Annotated in this window: 19 protein-coding genes; 10 read left to right on the forward strand and 9 right to left on the reverse strand. The window is 58.2% G+C overall.

The genetic code is table 11. From position 1 onward, the window contains the following. Window positions 1–71: 71 nt before the first annotated feature. The 5 genes from pdxR (at window position 72) to ACR0EN_RS06270 (ending at window position 8,147) form a co-directional block, all read left to right on the forward strand. Window positions 72–1,532 carry a MocR-like pyridoxine biosynthesis transcription factor PdxR gene (gene pdxR / locus ACR0EN_RS06250; protein WP_170398719.1) on the forward strand — a complete coding sequence of 487 codons (1,461 nt, stop codon included), beginning with the start codon at window positions 72–74 and terminating at the stop codon, window positions 1,530–1,532. A gap of 124 nt (window positions 1,533–1,656) precedes the next feature. Continuing rightward, window positions 1,657–3,432, forward strand: a complete 1,776-nt coding sequence (xsc, locus tag ACR0EN_RS06255; RefSeq protein ID WP_170514751.1) for a sulfoacetaldehyde acetyltransferase — start codon at window positions 1,657–1,659, stop codon at window positions 3,430–3,432. 170 nt (window positions 3,433–3,602) lie between these two features. Next, window positions 3,603–6,419: a molybdopterin oxidoreductase family protein gene (locus tag ACR0EN_RS06260; RefSeq protein WP_480585751.1), complete on the forward strand. Its 2,817-nt coding sequence runs from the start codon at window positions 3,603–3,605 to the stop codon at window positions 6,417–6,419. Window positions 6,420–6,510: 91 nt separating this feature from the next. Next, the gene (locus ACR0EN_RS06265; RefSeq protein ID WP_170514754.1) at window positions 6,511–7,260 is read left to right on the forward strand and encodes a 4Fe-4S dicluster domain-containing protein; all 750 of its coding nucleotides are present in this window, start codon (window positions 6,511–6,513) and stop codon (window positions 7,258–7,260) included. Further along, on the forward strand, window positions 7,260–8,147 hold the full coding sequence (locus ACR0EN_RS06270) for a DmsC/YnfH family molybdoenzyme membrane anchor subunit (protein WP_170818436.1): 888 nt from the start codon (window positions 7,260–7,262) through the stop codon (window positions 8,145–8,147). The genes ACR0EN_RS06265 and ACR0EN_RS06270 overlap by 1 nt, the downstream gene beginning before the upstream one ends. 133 nt (window positions 8,148–8,280) lie before the next feature. Here ACR0EN_RS06270 and dapA read toward each other — a convergent pair whose 3' ends face one another. Further along, the gene (gene dapA / locus ACR0EN_RS06275) at window positions 8,281–9,153 is read right to left on the reverse strand and encodes a 4-hydroxy-tetrahydrodipicolinate synthase (protein ID WP_480585754.1); all 873 of its coding nucleotides are present in this window, start codon (window positions 9,151–9,153) and stop codon (window positions 8,281–8,283) included. Window positions 9,154–9,276: 123 nt separating this feature from the next. Between dapA and ACR0EN_RS06280 the strand changes: the two genes are divergently transcribed. Continuing rightward, window positions 9,277–11,250 (forward strand): lytic transglycosylase domain-containing protein, encoded by a 1,974-nt coding sequence (locus ACR0EN_RS06280; RefSeq protein WP_170818435.1) that lies wholly within the window; start codon window positions 9,277–9,279, stop codon window positions 11,248–11,250. Here ACR0EN_RS06280 and ACR0EN_RS06285 read toward each other — a convergent pair. Together ACR0EN_RS06285 and mnmC2 are read right to left on the reverse strand one after the other, a co-directional pair. Continuing rightward, a complete protein-coding gene (locus ACR0EN_RS06285) occupies window positions 11,224–12,093 on the reverse strand; it encodes a DMT family transporter (RefSeq protein ID WP_170398740.1) in 870 nt (289 codons plus the stop codon). The genes ACR0EN_RS06280 and ACR0EN_RS06285 overlap by 27 nt on opposite strands. Beyond that, window positions 12,090–12,755, reverse strand: coding sequence for a tRNA (5-methylaminomethyl-2-thiouridine)(34)-methyltransferase MnmC2 (mnmC2, locus tag ACR0EN_RS06290; RefSeq protein ID WP_480585757.1), 666 nt, complete (start codon window positions 12,753–12,755; stop codon window positions 12,090–12,092). The genes ACR0EN_RS06285 and mnmC2 overlap by 4 nt, the downstream gene beginning before the upstream one ends. Window positions 12,756–12,810: 55 nt before the next feature. Here mnmC2 and ACR0EN_RS06295 point away from each other — a divergent pair, with 55 nt between their 5' ends. Next, a complete protein-coding gene (locus ACR0EN_RS06295; protein WP_480585760.1) occupies window positions 12,811–13,845 on the forward strand; it encodes an NAD(P)/FAD-dependent oxidoreductase in 1,035 nt (344 codons plus the stop codon). Here the strand turns inward: ACR0EN_RS06295 and ACR0EN_RS06300 are convergent. The 4 genes from ACR0EN_RS06300 to ACR0EN_RS06315 form a co-directional block, all read right to left on the reverse strand. Next, window positions 13,837–14,649, reverse strand: a complete 813-nt coding sequence (locus ACR0EN_RS06300) for an HTD2 family dehydratase (RefSeq protein WP_480585763.1) — start codon at window positions 14,647–14,649, stop codon at window positions 13,837–13,839. The genes ACR0EN_RS06295 and ACR0EN_RS06300 overlap by 9 nt on opposite strands. Before the next feature lie 45 nt (window positions 14,650–14,694). Next, window positions 14,695–15,237, reverse strand: a complete 543-nt coding sequence (locus tag ACR0EN_RS06305; protein ID WP_170818430.1) for an NAD(P)H-dependent oxidoreductase — start codon at window positions 15,235–15,237, stop codon at window positions 14,695–14,697. Window positions 15,238–15,333: 96 nt separating this feature from the next. Then, entirely contained in the window at window positions 15,334–16,005 is a 672-nt protein-coding gene (locus ACR0EN_RS06310; protein WP_480585766.1) for a YiaD family glycine zipper/OmpA-like lipoprotein, read from the reverse strand. Window positions 16,006–16,123: 118 nt separating this feature from the next. Then, window positions 16,124–16,816 (reverse strand): helix-turn-helix transcriptional regulator, encoded by a 693-nt coding sequence (locus ACR0EN_RS06315; RefSeq protein WP_170818428.1) that lies wholly within the window; start codon window positions 16,814–16,816, stop codon window positions 16,124–16,126. Between the two features lie 104 nt (window positions 16,817–16,920). On the opposite strand from ACR0EN_RS06315, the gene ACR0EN_RS06320 reads away from it, so the two are divergent. After that, window positions 16,921–17,112 (forward strand): hypothetical protein, encoded by a 192-nt coding sequence (locus ACR0EN_RS06320; RefSeq protein WP_170398761.1) that lies wholly within the window; start codon window positions 16,921–16,923, stop codon window positions 17,110–17,112. A 2-nt stretch (window positions 17,113–17,114) separates the two neighbouring features. On the opposite strand, the gene ACR0EN_RS06325 is transcribed toward ACR0EN_RS06320, so the two are convergent. Continuing rightward, window positions 17,115–17,762, reverse strand: a complete 648-nt coding sequence (locus tag ACR0EN_RS06325; protein WP_170406617.1) for an RluA family pseudouridine synthase — start codon at window positions 17,760–17,762, stop codon at window positions 17,115–17,117. 97 nt (window positions 17,763–17,859) lie between these two features. Here ACR0EN_RS06325 and ACR0EN_RS06330 point away from each other — a divergent pair, with 97 nt between their 5' ends. Next, window positions 17,860–18,270, forward strand: coding sequence for a nuclear transport factor 2 family protein (locus ACR0EN_RS06330; RefSeq protein WP_170818427.1), 411 nt, complete (start codon window positions 17,860–17,862; stop codon window positions 18,268–18,270). Between the two features lie 155 nt (window positions 18,271–18,425). Continuing rightward, window positions 18,426–18,977 (forward strand): SGNH/GDSL hydrolase family protein, encoded by a 552-nt coding sequence (locus tag ACR0EN_RS06335; protein WP_480585769.1) that lies wholly within the window; start codon window positions 18,426–18,428, stop codon window positions 18,975–18,977. Here ACR0EN_RS06335 and rarD read toward each other — a convergent pair. Further along, complete coding sequence (rarD, locus tag ACR0EN_RS06340; RefSeq protein WP_170398771.1) at window positions 18,974–19,879, reverse strand: EamA family transporter RarD; 906 nt, start codon at window positions 19,877–19,879, stop codon at window positions 18,974–18,976. The genes ACR0EN_RS06335 and rarD overlap by 4 nt on opposite strands. Window positions 19,880–19,943 lie beyond the last annotated feature (64 nt).

Consider the following 19,943-nt stretch of genomic DNA (forward strand, 5'->3'; position numbering starts at 1 on the left):
AACTCCCAACATGGTTCGCAGGGCCATAAGTCCAGATTGCCACCGCCTTAGGTCCAACCTATAACGATGCAATGGGTATTTCGGTCGACACATTCTTTTTGGAACGCAATGGGCAAGGCACCTTACAGGCGCAGCTGCAACAGCTGATTGCCGAAGGCATTCTATCAGGACGCTTCCACGTCGGGGAAAAGCTGCCCTCGTCCCGTAAACTTGCTGCCCATTTGGGTGTCAGCCGGATTACGGTCACGCTTGCCTATACTGAACTGCTGGCCAATGATTACCTGACCGCCAAAGGCCGGTCGGGATACTATGTTTCAGAAAATGCGCCAGTGCCGCCGACCTACACGCCAGTGCGGCGCGACACCGAAGTGGTTGACTGGGATCAGGCGTTTGCTCGCCGTTTCTCGGGCGGTGATGTGCTGACAAAACCCAGCAACTGGCGTGACTACCGCTATCCCTTCATTTATGGCCAAGTCGACAGAAAGCTGTTCGATCATGCAAACTGGCGTCTCTGCGCGGTTCGGGCGTTGGGACATAAGGACTTTGATTCTCTGACCGGGGACTATGTCGATCAGGACGACCCGCTGCTGCTTGAATTCATCGCCCGGCATACTCTTCCCCGCCGTGGAATTGTAGCCCGGCCCGAAGAAATCTTGATCACCCTGGGCGCTCAGAACGCCCTTTGGCTGGCGTCTCGCATATTGCTGAACCGGAACCGTAGGGCAGCGATCGAGGACCCCTGCTATTACGCCCTGCGCGATCTTCTGATTCACTCGGAATGCAAGCTGTCTTATCTGAAGGTCGACCGGGACGGGTTGCCCCCGGAAACGATCCCAGATGATACCGACGTCATATTCACCACCCCCAGCCACCAGAGCCCGACAACCGCGACCATGCCGGTGGACCGCCGACATGCACTGCTGCGTCGTGCACGTGAACTTGACGCCATGATCGTCGAGGATGACTATGAATTCGAAATGTCATTTCTCGGGGCCCCGTCACCGGCGCTCAGGTCAATGGATCGCGATGGGCGGGTGATCTACGTGGGCAGCTTTTCCAAGTCGCTGTTTCCGGGTCTTCGATTGGGCTACATGGTCGGGTCCGAACCCTTTATCCGTGAAGCGCGCGCCCTGCGATCTCTGGTCTTGCGTCACCCTCCTGGCCACATGCAGCGAACTGCAGCCTACTTCCTATCGCTCGGCCACTATGATGCTCAGATCCGGCGCATGTCTAAAACGCTGCAACGCCGTCGCGAAGCGATTGAGGAGGCAATTGGACAATATGGTCTGACTGTTGCTGGGCGCGGGATGTTGGGCGGATCATCGATCTGGATGCAAGCGCCGCTGCATGTAGACACCAGCAAACTGGCCCGAGACCTGCAGCGCCAAAGCGTCCATATCGAACCGGGTGAGGCATTTTTTTCAAGCCAGAACAGGCCAAAGAACTTTTATCGGCTGGGCTACTCTTCAATCTCGTCGGATCGTATCGAACCGGGAATCCAACAGATTGCTGAAGCGATCCGGCGTTCTTAAGCACTCTGGACTTAAACCGCTACCGGTTCTGGCCCTAACGCCACAGACACCCGTACGCCAAAACCGATCAGAAAACTGGGTGCAAAACCCCCGTTCCATCCTTCTATGATCGGAGATTACGCAGATGAAGATGACCACCGAAGAAGCCTTTGTAAAAACCCTGCAGATGCATGGCATCGAACATGCGTTCGGTATCATCGGCTCGGCCATGATGCCGATCTCCGACATCTTTGGCAAAGCAGGCATCACTTTCTGGGATTGTGCCCACGAAGGGTCCGGCGGCATGATGGCCGACGGCTATACCCGCGCAACCGGCAAGATGTCGATGATGATCGCCCAGAACGGCCCCGGCATCACCAACTTTGTGACCGCCGTCAAAACTGCCTATTGGAACCACACTCCGCTGCTGCTGGTCACTCCGCAGGCCGCAAACAAGACCATGGGTCAAGGTGGTTTCCAGGAAATGGAGCAGATGCGCATGTTCGCAGACTGCGTTTGCTACCAGGAAGAGGTGCGTGACCCCAGCCGTATGGCAGAGGTTCTGAGCCGGGTGATCATGAACGCCAAGCGCGCCTCGGCACCTGCGCAGATCAACGTTCCGCGCGACTTCTTCACTCAGGTGATCGACATCGAGCTGCCTGCTGTTGTTGAGTTTGAACTGCCTTCGGGTGGTGCAACGGCCGTATCCGAAGCTGCAGCTCTGCTGTCGAACGCAAAGAACCCCGTGATCCTGAACGGTGCAGGCACCGTTCTGTCGAAAGGCGGCATCGAAGCGTCGAAAGCACTGGCCGAGCGTCTGGACGCTCCGGTCTGCGTTGGCTACCAGCACAATGACGCTTTCCCCGGCTCGCACCCACTGTTCGCTGGCCCACTGGGCTACAACGGCTCAAAAGCCGGTATGCAGCTGATCAAGGAAGCAGACGTTGTTCTGTGCCTCGGCACCCGCCTGAACCCCTTCTCGACCCTGCCGGGTTACGGAATGGAGTACTGGCCTGCAGATGCAAAGATCATTCAGGTCGACATCAACCCCGACCGCATCGGCCTGACCAAGAAGGTCTCGGTTGGTATCGTGGGCGATGCGGCGACCGTTGCCACCAGCATCCTGAACCAACTGTCCGACACAGCCGGTGACGAAGGCCGCGACGCGCGCAAGGCTAAGATCGCCGAAACCAAATCGCGTTGGGCGCAAGAGCTGACCTCGATGGACCACGAGCAGGACGATCCGGGCACCACGTGGAACGAACGCGCGCGCGCTGCCAAGCCGGACTGGCTGAGCCCGCGCAAAGCATGGCGCGCGATCCAGTCCGCGCTGCCGAAAGAGGCGATCATCTCGTCCGACATCGGCAACAACTGCGCCATCGGCAACGCCTATCCTTCGTTTGAAGAAGGCCGCAAGTATCTGGCCCCCGGCCTGTTCGGCCCCTGTGGCTATGGCCTGCCTTCGGTCATTGGCGCGAAGATCGGCTGCCCGGATGTACCAGTTGTCGGCTTCTCTGGCGACGGTGCCTTTGGCATTGCAGTCACTGAACTGACCGCCATCGGTCGCGAAGAATGGCCAGCCATCACTCAGGTTGTGTTCCGCAACTACCAGTGGGGTGCGGAAAAGCGCAACTCGACCCTGTGGTTCGATGACAACTTCGTCGGCACCGAGTTGGACACAAAAGTGTCCTATGCCGGCATCGCCAACGCCTGTGGCCTGAAAGGCGTCATCGCACGCACTCAGGATGAGCTGACTGCGGCGCTGAGCCAGGCGATCGAGGATCAGAAGAACGGCATCACCACCCTGATCGAAGCAATGATCAACCAGGAACTGGGTGAACCCTTCCGTCGCGACGCGATGAAGAAGCCGGTTGAGGTTGCAGGTATCGACGCAAGCGACATGCGTCTGCAGCAGGTTTGATTGCTGTCAAAAACATAAGTCGGACCGGGTTCAACCGGTCCGCTTAAAGAAAAGCAGAGGAAGGGGGTGCCTGCACTCTCTTCCTCTATATGGTTGAGCCCGGTGTGCTTACGCTCCAGTGTGTTCAACACGTACAGGTACCATGGCGATCCGCCACAGGGAGAGACAGCGTGAATCAACAACCGAACCTCAACCTATCCCCACCCGTGTCAGACGAGATCCGCCGGACTACATGCTACATGTGTGCCTGCCGCTGCGGTATCAACGTGCACATGAAGGATGGGAAGGTCGCCTATATCGAAGGCAATCGGGATCATCCGGTAAACAAGGGCGTTCTCTGCGCCAAAGGCAGCGCAGGAATCATGCAGGTGAACGCCCCGTCGCGCCTACGCGCACCGCTCAAACGCGTCGGCCCGCGTGGGTCTGGCGAGTTCGAAGAGATCAGTTGGGACGAGGCGCTCGAGATCGCTGTCGGTTGGCTAAAACCGATCCGCGAAGACAACCCCGAGAAACTGGCCTTTTTCACCGGCCGTGATCAGAGCCAGAGCTTCACCAGTTTCTGGGCACAGAATTTCGGCACCTGTAACTATGCAGCCCATGGCGGGTTCTGTTCGGTCAACATGGCAGCCGGTGGCATCTACACGATGGGCGGTGCATTCTGGGAATTCGGTCAGCCCGACTGGGATCACACTAAGCTGTTCATGCTGTTCGGCGTTGCAGAAGACCACGACAGCAACCCGATTAAAATGGGCATCGGCAAGATCAAGGCGCGCGGTGCCCGGGTGATTGGGGTAAATCCGATCCGCTCGGGCTATAACGCCGTGGCAGATGATTGGGTCGGCATTACCCCCGGTACCGATGGCCTGTTCATCTTGTCGATGATCCATGTGCTGATGAAGGCAGGCAAAATCGATCTGGATTACCTAAGTCGCTACACAAACGCGCCGGTCCTGATCAACGCATCCGACGGTCCGGAAAAGGGTCTGTTCCTGAAAAACGATGACGGCAAGCCATTGGTCATCGACCGCAATACCGGCAAGCTGACTGCTTTCGACACCCCCGGCGTCCGCCCTGACCTATCAGCGACCTACGAAAAGGACGGTGTCACCCACCGCCCCGTCTTCCACCACATGGCAGAACGGTATCTGGCGGATGAATACGCCCCCGAGGCAATCGCAGATAAATGCGGCGTGCCGGCGACCCGCATTCGCGCGATTGCTGGCGAGTTGGCCCGTGTGGCCTTTGATGAAGCGTTCGAACTGGACCATGAATGGATCGATTTCCGGGGCGAGAAACACTCGAAGATGATTGGTCGCCCCGTCGCGATGCACTCGATGCGCGGCGTTTCAGCCCATGCCAACGGTTTCCAGACCTGCCGCGCCCTGCATGTGCTGCAGATCCTGCTTGGAACGGTCGAAGTCCCCGGCGGCTTCCGCTTCAAGCCGCCCTACCCCAAGCCAGTTGAGGCGCATCCGACTCCGCATTGTAAGGTGACGCCGAATACACCTCTGGACGGGCCGCATCTGGGGTTTGTTCGCGGCCCCGAGCATCTGGCGCTGAAAGAAGACGGCAGCCCGGCGCGGATCGACAAAGCGTTTACATGGGAAAACCCGATGTCCAGCCACGGGCTGATGCACATGGTGATCTCGAATGCCCATGCAGGCGATCCCTACAAGATCGATACGTTGTTCATGTACATGGCCAACATGTCCTGGAATTCGACGATGAACACCAAGGGTGTCATGGACATGCTGACGGACAAGGATGAGAACGGCGACTACGTGATCCCGCATATCATCTATTCCGATGCTTATTCCTCGGAAATGGTGGCCTATGCCGACCTTATCCTGCCCGATACAACCTATCTGGAACGACACGACTGTATCTCGCTACTGGACCGCCCGATATGCGAGGCCGAGGCAGCGGCAGACGCGATCCGCTGGCCGGTGATTGAACCCGACCGCGACGTACGCGGCTTCCAGTCGGTTCTGATCGATCTGGCCAACCGCATGGGCCTGCCCGGCTTTACCAACGATGATGGCAGCGCCAAGTGGACGGATTACGCCGACTATATCGTCAACCACGAACGCAAGCCGGGCATTGGACCGCTTGCCGGTTTCCGGGGCGAAAACGGCGACAAGGAAGGTCGTGGCGAGGTTAACCCCGACCAATTGAACCAATACATCGAGAATGGTGGCTTCTTTGTCGCGCATATTCCCGAAGGTGCGGATTACTACAAACCTTGGAACACTGCCTATCAAGACTGGGCTGTGGGCATGGGTATCTATGACAGCCCACAGCCCTATCTATTCCAGCTCTATTCCGAGCCGATGCGTAAATTCCAACTGGCCGCCGAAGGCTACGGGGAACGCCAGCCCCCAGATCACCTGCGCGCGCAGATCCAAGATACAATGGACCCCCTGCCCATTTGGTACGAAACCGATCAGACCGGCAATGAAGGCTTCACCGTCAACGCTCTGACCCAGCGGCCAATGGCGATGTATCATAGTTGGGGCACACAAAACGCCTGGTTGCGTCAGCTGCATGGGCGCAACCCGCTATACGTCCCGACCAAGCTGATGCGTGAACACGGGCTGCAAGACGGCGATTGGGCCAAAGTCAGCTCTCCACATGGCGAGATCACGGTACCCGTCATGGAGATGGCTGCGCTGAACAACAATACCGTGTGGACTTGGAATGCCATCGGAAAGCGCAAAGGGGCCTGGGCCTTGCAGAAAGGCGCCCCCGAGGCCACCAAGGGTTTCCTGCTCAACCACCTGATCCATGAACTGCTGCCCCCCAAAGGTGACGGCCTGCGCTGGGCAAACTCTGATCCGATCACCGGTCAGGCCGCCTGGTTCGATCTGAAGGTAAAAATCGAAAAGGCCGCCGCTCCAAGCGATGCTGAAAGCCAGCCAGAATTCGCTCCAATCAAATCGCCGGTCGGGCAGGGGCCAAAGGATTTGGCCTGGAAGGTGGGCAAATGACCCGATCCGTTCTTCATCTGGCTATAAATATCTCGGGGTCTGGGGCAGAGCCCCAGCCCGCCCTGACCACAATCGCAGAGGCAAGGCAGTCATGACCCAGCTCCCCCAATCAACCGAACGCAAGATGGGTCTGGTCATTGATCTGGACACCTGCGTTGGCTGCCATGCCTGCGTCATTTCATGCAAAGGCTGGAACACCGAAAACTACGGCGCGCCACTGTCGGATCAGGATGCTTATGGTGCTGACCCTTCAGGCACCTTCTTGAACCGGGTGCACTCTTACGAGGTGCAACCCGCCGAAGGGCATGCCCAATTGATCCACTTCCCAAAATCCTGCCTGCATTGTGAAGACGCACCCTGCGTGACCGTCTGCCCCACCGGTGCCAGCTACAAGCGGGTCGAGGACGGCATCGTTCTGGTCAACGAAAGTGACTGCATCGGCTGCGGCCTGTGCGCGTGGTCCTGCCCCTATGGCGCACGCGAGCTGGATCAGGCCGAAGGTGTCATGAAGAAATGCACGCTTTGCGTCGATCGGATTTACAACGAGAACCTACCCGAGGTGGATCGTGTGCCTTCTTGTGTGCGCACCTGCCCGGCGGGTGCCCGGCATTTTGGCGATCTCGGCGACCCTGGCAGTGATGTCAGCAAGCTGGTCGTCGAACGTGGCGGCATGGACCTGATGCCTGAACAGGGCACCAAACCCGTCAACAAGTACCTGCCGCCCCGACCCAAGGACAAAATTGAGGAACAGATTGACATCCTGGCCCCTCTGCTGGCCCCGGTCGCCGAAGAGCCCAAGGGTTTCCTCGGCTGGCTCGACAAGACCCTGGAGAAGCTCTGATGCACCCGGCACCTTCCGTTATCATCTTTACCACCCTGTCCGGCCTCGGATTTGGACTCTTGTTCTTCCTGGGACTCGGCATACCTGACGTCTCGGGCTGGGTCGCGTTTGTGTTTTTCGCAATTGCCTATGGCTTGTCCATCGGCGGTTTGCTCGCGTCGACATTCCACCTCGGCCACCCAGAGCGTGCCTGGAAAGCCTTCACCCAGTGGCGCTCAAGCTGGCTCAGCCGCGAGGGCTGGTGCGCGGTCATCGCGCTGCTCGTCATGGGGCTCTATGCAATTGGTGCGGTCTTTCTAGGCCAACGCTGGGGTGTGCTGGGTTGGATCGGGGCGGCATTTTCGCTGGCCACGGTCTTCACCACATCGATGATCTACACGCAGCTCAAGACCATCCCTCGCTGGAACATGAACCTGACACCGGCCATGTTCTTGTCGTTCAGCCTTGCAGGCGGGGCGTTGTTGGCCGGAGCAGAAGCGCTTGCCCCTTGGTTGCTGGCCATTGCCGGCGCTGTACAGCTTGCCTATTGGGCCAAGGGCGACGGTGCGTTGTCCCGATCGGGAACCACGCTGGCAACCGCGACAGGGCTTGGTGAGCGAGGCGCTGTCCGCGCATTTGAACCACCTCATACAGGTACAAACTATCTGCTGCGTGAGTTTGTGCATGTTGTCGGTCGGAAGCATGCGCAGAAACTACGGATGATATCCTTTGGTCTGGCTTTTGTGCTGCCTTTACTGCTGATCCTGCTCCCCGTCTCAGGTGTTCTGATCAAGCATTTCTTCGCGCTGGTGGCGGTGCTGTCGCATCTCACCGGCGTCGCTGTTTCACGCTGGTTGTTCTTCGCGCAAGCAGAGCATGTGGTTGGGTTGTACTACGGCAAGCGTTGATGGGGGCTCTGCCCCCGTCGCGGCAAGCCGCGCCTCCCCCGAGGTATTTCTAGCCAGATGAAATTTGGATCCCGAATTAAAAAAGGGCGGCGCTCGATCTTCGAGGCCGCCCTTACGAGTCCGTATATTGATTTCAGATTAATCCAGCATGCGCCATTGCTGCTTCGATAGCGGCTTTGGTGCTGTCTTCCAGCTCGGTCAGAGGCGAGCGCACTTCGGTGCTACACAGGCCAAGTTTTCTGAGCGCGTATTTTGCGCCAACCAGACCGGGCTCGATGAAGATCGCTTCGTGCAGGGGCATCAGGCGGTCCTGATACTCCAGCGCCATTTTGTAGTCGCCATTCAGCGTTGCCTGCTGGAATTCAGCACAGAGCTTCGGAGCCACGTTTGCGGTGACCGAGATGCAGCCCACTCCGCCATGAGCATTGAAGCCCAGTGCAGTCGCGTCTTCCCCGGACAGCTGGCAGAAATCCGCACCACAGCTTGCACGCTGCTGGCTGACGCGCGCCAGATCTCCGGTCGCGTCCTTGACCCCGATGATGCGCGGCAGTTTCGCCAACTCACCCATCGTTGCAGGAGTCATGTCGATGACCGAACGACCCGGGATATTGTAGATGATGATCGGGATATCGGCACTTTCATGCAGAGTTTGGAAATGCGCCAGCAGCCCCTTCTGGGTCGGCTTGTTGTAATAGGGGGTTACGACCAGCGCCGCATCCGCACCGATTTTTTGCGCAAACTGAACAAACCGAATTGCCTCGACAGTATTGTTAGAGCCCGCGCCTGCGATGACAGGCACGCGACCTGCTGCAGCCTTCACCACTTCGGCGATAACCGTTTCATGTTCTTCATGGCTGAGGGTCGGGCTTTCGCCGGTCGTACCAACCGGAACCAGACCGGTCGAACCTTGCTGTATTTGCCATTCCACCAGGTGTTTGAGCGTTTCCAGGTCCAACGCGCCGTTGCTGAACGGGGTGACCAGGGCTGGCATTGAGCCTTTAAACATGGAACGCTCCTTAGGTGTTTTTTGCGCACCGGTCTGTCACGATTAAGGGTTTGTGAGTTGATCCCGGCGGCGCAAGGTTTATCCTGCATGGCTGTATCCTTGGTTTGTTGGGGAATGCAAGGGATGAGACGTATTCTGTCGCTTGGAATAGCGATGATTCTGGCGCTGATGCTACAGCCGCATGCCACTCGGGCGGATGCGACGCAGGATTTGCGCGCGGGGCTCTATGAGATGCGCAAGGGCGATTGGAATGCCGCGCTGCGCGTGGCAGGCCAGCGTGGATCGGTGGCGCGGGACATTATTGTCTGGCATTGGCTACGCGAAGGTTTTGGCAGCTCGGGCGATGTGCTGGTGTTTCTTGAGCGGCGCCCGGATTGGCCCGGTTTGGCCTGGCTGCGCCGTAAGAGCGAGCCATCATTCACCGGGGCCGATCCGGATCGAGTTCTGAAATTCTACGAAGGGATGCCTCCGCAAACAGCAGAAGGTGCTTTGAATTATGCCGTGGCCTTGAAAAGCCAAGGCCGCAACGGTGAGGCCGAAGCCGACATCGTGGCCGCTTGGCGGACCATGCCGATGGGGTCGGGCCTACAAAAGGATTATCTTGAGAACTTCGGGAAACTTCTGAGACCACATCACGAGGCCAGGTTGGATCGGATGTTGTGGGATGGGCATCTGGTCAGCGCCGGGCGGATGCTGCCCCTGGTCAACTCTGATCAGCGCAAACTGGCCGAGGCGCGCATTGCCCTGCAAAAGCGCGAAAACGGAGTGGACGGCAAAGTCGCCGCAGTGCCGGAATCACTGGCCAAAGACCCTGGCCTGGCATTTGATCGTTTCGTGTGGCGGGATCGCAAAGAACTGGACGACAGCGCCATTGATCTGATGTTGGCACGCTCGACCGGACCAAAATCGCTGGGTGAACCCGACAAATGGGCGGAAGGGCGACGCAGACTGGCACGTCTTGAGATGCGCACGGGAGATGCCGAACGCGCCTATGCGATTGCCGCCAATCACCACATGACCCCCGAAATGGGCTATGGCTATGCTGATTTGGAGTGGCTCTCGGGATTTCTGGCGCTGCGCAAGCTGAATGATCCGGCCACGGCGGTGCGGCATTTCCAGAATTTCTCGGAGGCGGTGCAATCGCCGATTTCGAAGGGTCGCGGTGGATATTGGCTGGGCCGCGCCTACGCGGCGCAGGGGGATGCTGACAAGGCGCACGAGGCTTATGCCGAAGGCGCGAACTATCAGACCTCGTTCTACGGGTTGCTGGCGGCGGAACAAATCGGCCGTCCGTTTGACAGCGAATTGGCCAACCCACGCCGCGCGCCGCATTGGAAACAAGCCGCATTCGCTGACTCAAGCGTGTTGGAGGCTGGATTGCTGTTGCAGCGCGCAGGAGAGGGAAACCTTTCAGAACGGTTTCTGACCCATTTGGTGGAAGGTCTCGATCAAACCCAGGCCGCTCAGCTGGGTGACCTGGTGATCGAACTGAACGAACCGCATCTGGCCGTCATGATCGCCAAGCGCGCGGCAACAACCGGTGTTGTTTTGCCTGCCGCTTATTACCCAGTGCACCCGGTCGCAGATATGGGACTTCCCATGGCGAAGGAAATGACGCTGGCAATTGCCCGACGCGAAAGTGAGTTCGATCCGGTAGTCATCAGTGGCGCAGGCGCGCGCGGTTTGATGCAGGTCATGCCCGCTACCGCCAAACTTGTGGCTCAGGATTTGGGTATTCTGGGTGGCCATAAAACCGCGCGCCTAACCTCGGACTGGCAATATAACGCAAAGCTGGGGGCGAATTATCTTGCAACGCTTGCAGAGGACTTCAACGGCAATGTCGTGATGATGGCCGCTGGATATAACGCGGGGCCAAGACGGCCGATTTCGTGGATGGAACGCTATGGCGACCCGCGCCGGGGCCAGGTGGATGTGATCGACTGGATTGAGACCATTCCTTTCAAGGAGACGCGCAACTATGTCATGCGTGTCGCCGAAAGCCTGCCGGTCTATCGCGCTCGGCTTGGGCAGCCAGCTTTACCAGTGCCATTCTCAAAGGAACTAACCGGTTCAACCCTTTCGTCGTTCGCGCCATAAGGTGAACAGGCCCGCCGCGATCACCAAAGCTGCGCCCAGAACAACCTCGGGGCGCAGGGTCTCGTGGAAGATCGTGATGCCGAGAATTGCGCTCCACATCAGATGGAAATAGGCAAAGGGTTGCACGGCGCTGGCCTCGGCCATTTCGTAGCACTTAATCAATAGCCAGTGTCCCAGAGCGCCTGCGATGCAAAGCAACCCCATCCAAAACCAATCGCTGCTGGCCATGGGTTCCCAAAACCAGACACCAACAGCAGTCATTGCGACTGCACCAGCCACCCCAGTCCAGAAAAAACTGGTCGCAGTACTGTCCCGCCGAGCCGCATACCGTGTCAGTAGGCCATAAATCGCGAACATAAACGCCGAGATCAGCGGGATCACAGCCCAAGGGTTGAACACACCGGCACCGGGCTGCAGGATGATCAACACCCCGATGCAGCCGACCCCGATGGCGGCCCAGCGACGCCAGCCGACTTTCTCACCCAGAACCGGACCGCTGAGGGCAGCGATCAGCAGCGGATAGCTGATGAAAACGGCCTGGCTTTCAATCAAGCCCAGAATGGTAAAGCTGAAAACGGCGACACAAATTTCTGCGGCCAGTAACACACCCCGGAATATCTGGAGTCCCAACTGGCTGGTTTGCGCCGCCGCCCGCAAACCTCCGCTAGATCTCGCAGCCAGAGCAATCACGAATGCGGCAAAGAACCAGTACCGGATCATCACCACCATATACGTATTGTAGGTACCGGCCAGATGGCGCGAAATCCCATCCTGCAAAGCAAACACGATCGTCGCGCTGACCATAAGCGCTATACCGGCGTTGACGTTGTTCTTCTGGCTCATTGCTTCACCGCCCGGGTCATGTGCCGTTTACGGCCAAAGCCGGGGCTGCGGGTAACATCAAAACCTGCGTCGGATAGGCCCCGACGCACGAAACCCGCGGCAGTATAGGTTGCCGCTGTACCGCCTTGGATCGTGTGCTCCGCCACCTGCTGCATCAGGTCAGCCTCCCACAGCTCGGGGTTTTTTGCGGGTGAGAAGCCATCCAGAAACCACGCATCTGCCTCACCTGCCCATGTGGGCAAGGTCCGGCGCGCGTCTCCGACGTTGACCTCAAGATGCAACGTGTCCAGCACGCATTTCTGCCCATTCCATGTTTTCAGAAAGCGATCGGCCCACGGTGTCATCTCGGGGAAGGCGGCTAAAGCACGCGCCATATCGTCAGGCGCCATCGGAAAGGCCTCGAAGCTGGTGAACCGTAAAGGTGTAGTCTGCCCTGCTGCTTCCCACGCCGACCACGCGGTCAACAGATTCAGGCCGGTGCCAAAGCCTAGTTCAGCGATGTGAAACCCCGGTACAAAGCGCGTTGGCAGATCGTTGCCTGCCAGAAACACATGACGCGTTTCCTCTAACCCGTTCTGCAACGAGTAATAGGGGTCATCGAACCGATTCGAGACCGGGATCTGGTCTTCCGTCCAAGTAAGTTCGGCACGCTGGTCTGCCATCGGGGAATCCTGTAGCTAAGCGGCGCGACACTGAACAACGAAAAGGGGATTGGCAATGGTCGATGTGACGGTGCGGGGCGCAGGAATATTTGGCCTCTCCATCGCCTGGACCTGCGCACGGCGCGGCGCGAAGGTTCAGATCGTCGATCCATTTGGCCCGGGCGCGGGGTCCAGTGGAGGGCTTGTTGGCGCGCTGGCCCCACATGTGCCCGAAAACTGGAACACCAAAAAGGCGTTCCAGTTTGAAAGTTTAATCATGGCTGAACCGTTCTGGAAACAGGTCGAGGCCACCGGTGGTGTGTCGCCCGGCTACGCACGTCTTGGGCGTCTGCAACCCATACCAGACGCACGCGGTTTGGAGCTGGCCCAAGCGCGTGAACAAACCGCTGCAACACTCTGGCAGGGTCAGGCTGATTGGCGCGTCCGGTTGGTAGATCAGATTGGTGCCTGGTGCCCACCCAGCCCGACGGGATATGTCGTCCACGATACACTAAGCGCGCGCATGCACCCAAGGCGTGCCTGCGTGGCGCTGGTGGCCGCGCTTGCCGTAATGGGAGTAGAAGTTACCGCCGAAGCGCCCGACAAGGGACAAGTCGTACACGCCACTGGACTTGCGGGTCTGCAAGAGCTCAGTAAGGCGTTTGGCAAGACAATCGGTAACGGCGTGAAAGGACAGGCGGCGTTGCTGCGATTTGATGCGGGTGACGTACCACAGTTGTTTGCCGATGCCGTTCACATCGTGCCTCATGCCGATGGTACGTTGGCCATTGGCTCGACATCAGAACGCGAATACGACGATCCGACCAGCACAGATGCCGCTCTGGACGATGTACTGGACCGTGCCATGCGTGCCGTGCCGGTCCTGCACGGGGCGGAAGTGATCGAACGCTGGGCCGGTGTCCGCCCCCGCAGCAAAAGCCGCGCGCCGATGCTGGGCGCGCATCCCCTGCACAAAGGGCAGTTTATCGCCAATGGGGGATTCAAGATCGGTTTTGGTATGGCACCGAAGGTGGCCGAGGTCATGGCCGACTTGATGCTGGAAAGGCGCGATAGAATCCCGCAGGATTTTCTGCCCGAAGCTTCACTCTGATTGCGGTATTGCCTTGGCTGACATGCATTGTCGGCCTCCGGGTCCACGCACCCAAAACTCCTGACCGTTCCGACACAGGGTCGCCGTTTCGAAATGCATCAGCGGCGACGACGCGCGAAATTTGAACTCTGCCAAGGGTCCCAACAGATCCGTTGCGAACAACATGAGGAATTGGGCCAGCAGAGGCCCATGGACAACCAGCCCGGCATAGCCTTCCACGTCGCGTGCATAGTCAAGATCGTAATGGATCCGGTGACCGTTGAACGTCAGCGCCGAATAGCGGAACAACAGGGTTGTATCAAATTCAACAATGCGGTGATCCAACTCATCCGTTCGAGCCATCGGAACTTTTGGAGCCGGTGCGTCTGATGAGGGATCTTCACGATAAACCAGATCCTGCCATTCGGTCACGCTCAGCGCGCCCTTTTGCCAAATCTCGTGACGCAGTGTGACAAATGCCAACGGTCCGCTACGTCCTGTCTTTGCCACGGCGCTTTCTCTGACCGTCCGACGCTCGGCTGCGACCCCTGCCACAAAGGGCTGATGAAACTGCAGTCGCCCACCTGCCCACATGCGCCTTGGTAGTCCCATATCGGGGATCAGACCTTGGCCTACCCGAGGATGTCCATCACGCCCCAGATCGCTCGGCACATGCGGCGACCAGAAATAGAGCTGATGAAAGAAGGGAGGTAGTACTGAGCCTGCCTCAATCGTCGGTTCCCGCCCCATTGCTACCTGCAGTGCAGCCGCTCGGGCAGGATCTACGACATCGGCCTGAGTCTCTATCTGGTCTTGATCCTTCATCCGCATAACCTAGAAGTTGCGGTGCAGACCGGCAAGCAAAGGGGATTAAAACCCGGCCTCTGCCCGCAGCTTCTGCATCAGGTTATGCAGCGTATGCTCGTAGCGGTCGTTAGACAGCCGCCCGCCTGCATCAAATTCATTCGAGCTGTCCGCCAAGTGAAGCTCGGGACCTTGCAGAATGCGTGGCTGAAAGGGGACCATGAAGGACCGCAAGATCATTTGCGCCCGCTCCCCCCCGGCCCGGCCCGCAGCCGCAGACATGACGGCGAGCGGTTTATCCATCCATGGTTTGCCTTTCGTCCGGCTGACCCAGTCCAGCGCGTTTTTTAGAACACCCGAAGGCCCTTTGTTGTATTCCGGGGTTGATATGATCACCGCGTGGGCTTGGGCAATCTGATCGGCCAAAACCTGCACGGCTTCAGGTATGCCTTCGCCAACTTCGAGATCGCCGTCATAAAGCGGCAGATTGAGATCAGCTTCAATGAACGTGCCGGGTTCGAACAGGCGTGCAGCTTCGCGCAGCAATTTACGGTTGGTCGCATCCTGCCGTAGCGAGCCGGAAAGGCCAAGAAGGATCGGTTGGGACATGGGGAAACTCCGCTTTGGTGTTTCCCCTTAGTTATCCCGAGACACCATCGAACCAAAGGTCCGATGACGCGCAGTCATTGTGCGCGAGACGCGTGATCAGGTGTTGTCGCTGGGAACCACCACAATCTCGACCCGCCGGTTCTGGGCTTTCCCCTCGGGTGTCAGGTTCGATGCGATCGGGTTGTTTTCGCCTTGCCCGACAGTGGTGATACGGGCGTAGCTGACACCATTGGCCTGCAGAATATCAGCCACCGCATTGGCGCGGCGTTCAGACAGTCCGAGGTTGTAGGACGCCTCTCCGTCACTGTCAGTATGACCGATAATCTGGACATTCGAATTCGGGTAGTTAACCAAATTCTGCCCCACCTTCACCAAATCGGCACGCAAGGCCGGGCGCACGGTGGAACTGTCGGTGTCAAAGGTGATGTCATTCGGAACCGTGACGATCAGGCGATCACCCGCGTTGACGATCTTGATGCCGTCATTTGCCAACTGCTGCCGCAGCTCTGCCGCCTGCCGGTCAAGTTGGTTGCCGATCACGCCACCGCCTGCAGCACCGATGGCCCCACCGGCCAACGCCCCCAACAGTGGGTCAGAGTCATTGGCAATTGCGCCCACACCAGCGCCGATCAGACCACCCAGCAACGCGCCTTGCTTGGCATTCTGGTTGGGATCGTTCTGCACGCTGAGAGTGCCCGGGTCGGTACACGCCCCCAAAAACAGGGCTGAACACAGTCCAACCGTCAGTACACATTTGGAAATCGTCATTGAATCACCTTCTGCTCACGTACCCGTTCACCGGGTTTGTTTCGTTACGCTTAGTATAACACAGTGAGAACAATGGGCCTCAAGCAACAATTGAGTGAAATAGGCGAATACCCGCCATTCAGGCCACCCCTGCGGAGTTATCCCAGGTGTTCTGCTCTTGCCAGATTGCACGCAGTAGTTCCCCTTGCCCGCAGAAATGATCCTCGGTCAGTTCGCATGCCCAGATCCGATCTGTGCGGAAATGGCGAAACCCGTTTCGCAGCTCGCACCACGCGGCCAGCATAGTGCATTCTATGTGGTAGATCAGGGCGACGGGCCGTACCGTGCGCTCGGTACGCTCATCTTCCGAATTCACGTAGGTGATGCGAATTTTACGTTCAGCCCGGATCGCTTCGCGATAGTTCACGACGGGCACACATCCCTTTTCCGGATCATCCATCGGTGCACCCCAGGGCGCAACCTGTAGCCAGTCGGCTGGCGCGCGCAGGGCCTCGATCTTCCGACAAACTCGGTCAGCGGCCTGTTGCAAGGTGCTGTCACCCGTGCGGGCCAGCATCGACAGGCCCACCCACAGGGCCTCAACCTCTTCGGCGTCGAAATTGAGCGGAGGCAGATCATACCCGCGCCGCATCAGATAGCCAACACCCGCTTCGCCTTCGATTGGCGTACGCTGTGCCTGCAACGCGGCAATATCGCGGTAGACGGTGCGCACCGAAACCTCGAGCTTGGAGGCCAACGCATCGGCCGTCACGGGCGCTTCAGCAGCACGCAAGATCTGAATGATTTCGAACAGACGTGTCGATCGGCGCATCCGGGTCTCCTAAAGATCTGCTGACAACTTAGCACACCCCCCTGACAAGGTGGTGTCAGGAGTGTTGGGCGAAGATTGGGCAATTGCAATTCAGGAGAGTGACCATGCCCTACCTCGACAATCACGTCATGATGACCTTGAAACTGGATCGCTGGTCCCAAGATCACGTTTTGCGCGGATTCGAAATCGAACGTGAAATTGCTGCCGCACGGGAACGCCAAGTTATACGCCCGGTCAAACGCACCAGGCGGTTTTCGCTGGGAAACCTGAAGATGCTTTGGACCAGTAACGCTTAGAATCAGAACTCGGCTGGCGCGCGAAATTTCATCGACACCCCGCCTTCGGGATTTTTGAGGCGCAGTTCTTCCGAATGAAGCATCAACCGCGGGAAGTCGCGCGCCGCGCCATCGGCATAAAACGGATCACCCAAGATAGGATGCCCCAGCGCCTGCATATGAACCCGCAACTGGTGCGATCGTCCGGTCTTGGGAGACAGGCGAACACGCGTTGTCTCGCCCTCGAATTTAACCACGCGCCAATCCGTAACAGCAGGCTTGCCGGTGTCGTGACAGACCATCTGACGGGGGCGATTGGGCCAATCGACGATCAGCGGCAGGTCAACCGTTCCCGTTTTTGGTTCTACCCGCCCCCATACGCGCGCGACATAAGTTTTGCGGGTCTGGCGATTTTCGAACTGTAGCCCCAGATGCCGCTGGGCATGCGGCGTCTGTGCAAACACCATTACACCGGATGTATCCCGATCCAACCGATGCACCAGCAACGCTTGTGGAAACGCAACTTGCACGCGGGTCAGCAGACAATCAGCAAGATGCGCACCCCGCCCCGGCACCGATAACAAACCCGCCGGCTTGTTCACCACGATCAATTGCGTGTCTTCAAACAGCACATCCAGAGGGGAGTTTGGGGGATCATAGGTTTCGCTCATGCGCGCTTGCCTATCTCAGGCGGCCCCCTCCCGCAACGTCGTCCTTGCGTGAGTGAAAAGGTTCAGCAACTCTTTGTTCAACAAGAGGGAAGACGGTATGCACCCGACGATCAAACGAATGCAAGAAGTGGTGGCCAAGGGCGATGAAGGCCTGATCCAAGAGTTGCTGGCCGAAGATGTTCGGTTTTCACCACCCACTTACTACAGCACCTGGACCGGGCGTGAACCTGTTGCAGCGGTTCTGGGTCATGTGGGTCAGGTGTTTTCCGAATTTCAGTATCGTCGGATCATGGGCGACGGCGACGATTGGGCATTGGAGTTTCAATGCAAAGTCGGTGCCTTGGACGCCGTGGGTGTAGACTTGATCACGCTGAACGCAAACGGACTTATTCAGGAATTTGAGGTCGTCATGCGTCCTTACAAGACCGTCGGAGCCTTGCGCGAAGCCATGATGGCACGAGTCATGAAAGATGCGCGCTTTCTAAAGTTCAAAGATGCGCTGAGCTAACGGTTCCTTTGCCTGTTGCCGCCGATCAGATTCTCAGAATTCCGCTTTTGCCTATTCTGGCAATTCAGGGGTTCGCGGTAAGACGCAATGCGCAATTTCTGCCAGAACCGACTGGTCCCCGCCAAGGGTGTGCAGGGCGCGGGCCCAGACTGCGCTTGTTGATCACCGGGGACAGCTCGGCCGCTGGCGTTGGGGCGGGCACCCTAGGCCAGGCGCTATCCGGGCAACTGGTCGGCCAATTGGCAAAGCGTTATACCGTGGAATGGCGGCTTGAGGCGGCCACCGGGCATACCACTCAAAACACAATTGAGCGGCTGCAAGGGCTTTCCGAACAATTTGATGTGGCCGTAACGGCGCTGGGTGTGAACGACGTGACCCGAGCGGTAAGCAGACAAAGCTTTGAGGACCGACAAGCCCGACTATTGGATCTTCTGACCGGGCCGATGAAAGCCAGGCAGGTGATCGTGTCTGCGGTTCCTCCGATGGCGCGTTTTCCCGCTCTGCCTCAGCCGATCGCCTGGTTTTTGGGGCAACAGGCTGCAAGGCTGGATCACGGCTTGCAGACGGTGGCTGCAGCATATCCGCAAGTTTCACATCTGGCGCTGAACCTGCCCGATGACCCGGCGCTCGCCGCGCCGGACGGATATCATCCAAGCCCCAAGGCATATGCAATCTGGGCGGAACAGCTTGCCCAGCTCATTCGCTAGGCCTGAGACCGTATTTGCCGGATCATCGGGATCGAATACACAATCAACCCGGCCCAGATCAGGGGGAACGCGATCAATCTTGCCTGATCAATACGCTCTCCGAACAACGTGATCGCGGTGATAAAAATCATCGTGGGCGCGATGTACTGCAGGATGCCCATCGTCGACAGACGCACCAGTTTGGCCCCATTGGCATAAAGCAGCAACGGAATTGCAGTCACCAGCCCCGCGCCTGCAAGCAGCGCAGTGTCTGACACGGCTGCTCCAAAATGCCCGGCACCACTTGTTCCAAGCCAGGTGACGTAGGCCAGGGCGGGTACCAGTAGAATCAGGACTTCCAACAAAAACCCTTGGTTGGGCCCGATCGGGAGTGAGCGCTTGAAGAACGCATAAAACCCCCAGCTGAACATTAAGCCCAAAGCCGCCCAGGGTAAGCTTCCCGCCTGAAACACCAGTACCAACACCCCCAAAGCGGCCAACCCGACCGCAACCAACTGTGTTCGGTTCAGAGGTTCACGCAGCAATATCGCACCCAACGCAATGCTGAACAAAGGGTTGATGTAATAGCCCAAAGCCGCGTCCAGCGCATGCCCCGATGAAATCGCCCAGACATAAATCGCCCAGTTCACCGAGATCAGCGCCGCTGTAATTGCCGCCATACCCAACATTTTGGGATTGCGAAGTGCAGTTTTCAGATCGCCGGTCCGCCCTAGCGCTATCAGCAGCAGCCCGGCCACCGGCACCGACCAGATCACCCGATGCGCAACTACCTCGATCGGGCCGATATGCTCCATTGCTTTCATGTAAAGTGGCAGGAAGCCCCAAAGCACATAGGCCATCACAGCCAACGCCAGCCCTTTGGGCGTATCGGTATTGTTTGGTGGTACGCGGGTGTCTGCCACAGCGAGTCTCCGACTGATACCGTGTTTCTCTACGGCAAATCAGATGGGCTTGGGAACTATCAAA

This window comes from Ruegeria sp. AB7 (assembly GCF_056542625.1).

What these genes read in the sequence shown, in the direction of transcription:
- ACR0EN_RS06300 (WP_480585763.1), bottom strand. Translation starts at nt 14,649, where the DNA reads ATGAAGGATCAAGACCAGATAGAGACTCAGGCCGATGTCGTAGATCCT.
- ACR0EN_RS06295 (WP_480585760.1), top strand. Translation starts at nt 12,811, where the DNA reads ATGGTCGATGTGACGGTGCGGGGCGCAGGAATATTTGGCCTCTCCATC.
- ACR0EN_RS06265 (WP_170514754.1), top strand. Translation starts at nt 6,511, where the DNA reads ATGACCCAGCTCCCCCAATCAACCGAACGCAAGATGGGTCTGGTCATT.
- ACR0EN_RS06320 (WP_170398761.1), top strand. Translation starts at nt 16,921, where the DNA reads ATGCCCTACCTCGACAATCACGTCATGATGACCTTGAAACTGGATCGC.
- ACR0EN_RS06325 (WP_170406617.1), bottom strand. Translation starts at nt 17,762, where the DNA reads ATGAGCGAAACCTATGATCCCCCAAACTCCCCTCTGGATGTGCTGTTT.
- ACR0EN_RS06270 (WP_170818436.1), top strand. Translation starts at nt 7,260, where the DNA reads ATGCACCCGGCACCTTCCGTTATCATCTTTACCACCCTGTCCGGCCTC.
- dapA (WP_480585754.1), bottom strand. Translation starts at nt 9,153, where the DNA reads ATGTTTAAAGGCTCAATGCCAGCCCTGGTCACCCCGTTCAGCAACGGC.
- ACR0EN_RS06310 (WP_480585766.1), bottom strand. Translation starts at nt 16,005, where the DNA reads ATGACGATTTCCAAATGTGTACTGACGGTTGGACTGTGTTCAGCCCTG.
- xsc (WP_170514751.1), top strand. Translation starts at nt 1,657, where the DNA reads ATGAAGATGACCACCGAAGAAGCCTTTGTAAAAACCCTGCAGATGCAT.
- ACR0EN_RS06305 (WP_170818430.1), bottom strand. Translation starts at nt 15,237, where the DNA reads ATGTCCCAACCGATCCTTCTTGGCCTTTCCGGCTCGCTACGGCAGGAT.
- ACR0EN_RS06330 (WP_170818427.1), top strand. Translation starts at nt 17,860, where the DNA reads ATGCACCCGACGATCAAACGAATGCAAGAAGTGGTGGCCAAGGGCGAT.
- ACR0EN_RS06280 (WP_170818435.1), top strand. Translation starts at nt 9,277, where the DNA reads ATGAGACGTATTCTGTCGCTTGGAATAGCGATGATTCTGGCGCTGATG.
- pdxR (WP_170398719.1), top strand. Translation starts at nt 72, where the DNA reads ATGGGTATTTCGGTCGACACATTCTTTTTGGAACGCAATGGGCAAGGC.
- mnmC2 (WP_480585757.1), bottom strand. Translation starts at nt 12,755, where the DNA reads ATGGCAGACCAGCGTGCCGAACTTACTTGGACGGAAGACCAGATCCCG.
- ACR0EN_RS06285 (WP_170398740.1), bottom strand. Translation starts at nt 12,093, where the DNA reads ATGAGCCAGAAGAACAACGTCAACGCCGGTATAGCGCTTATGGTCAGC.
- ACR0EN_RS06315 (WP_170818428.1), bottom strand. Translation starts at nt 16,816, where the DNA reads ATGCGCCGATCGACACGTCTGTTCGAAATCATTCAGATCTTGCGTGCT.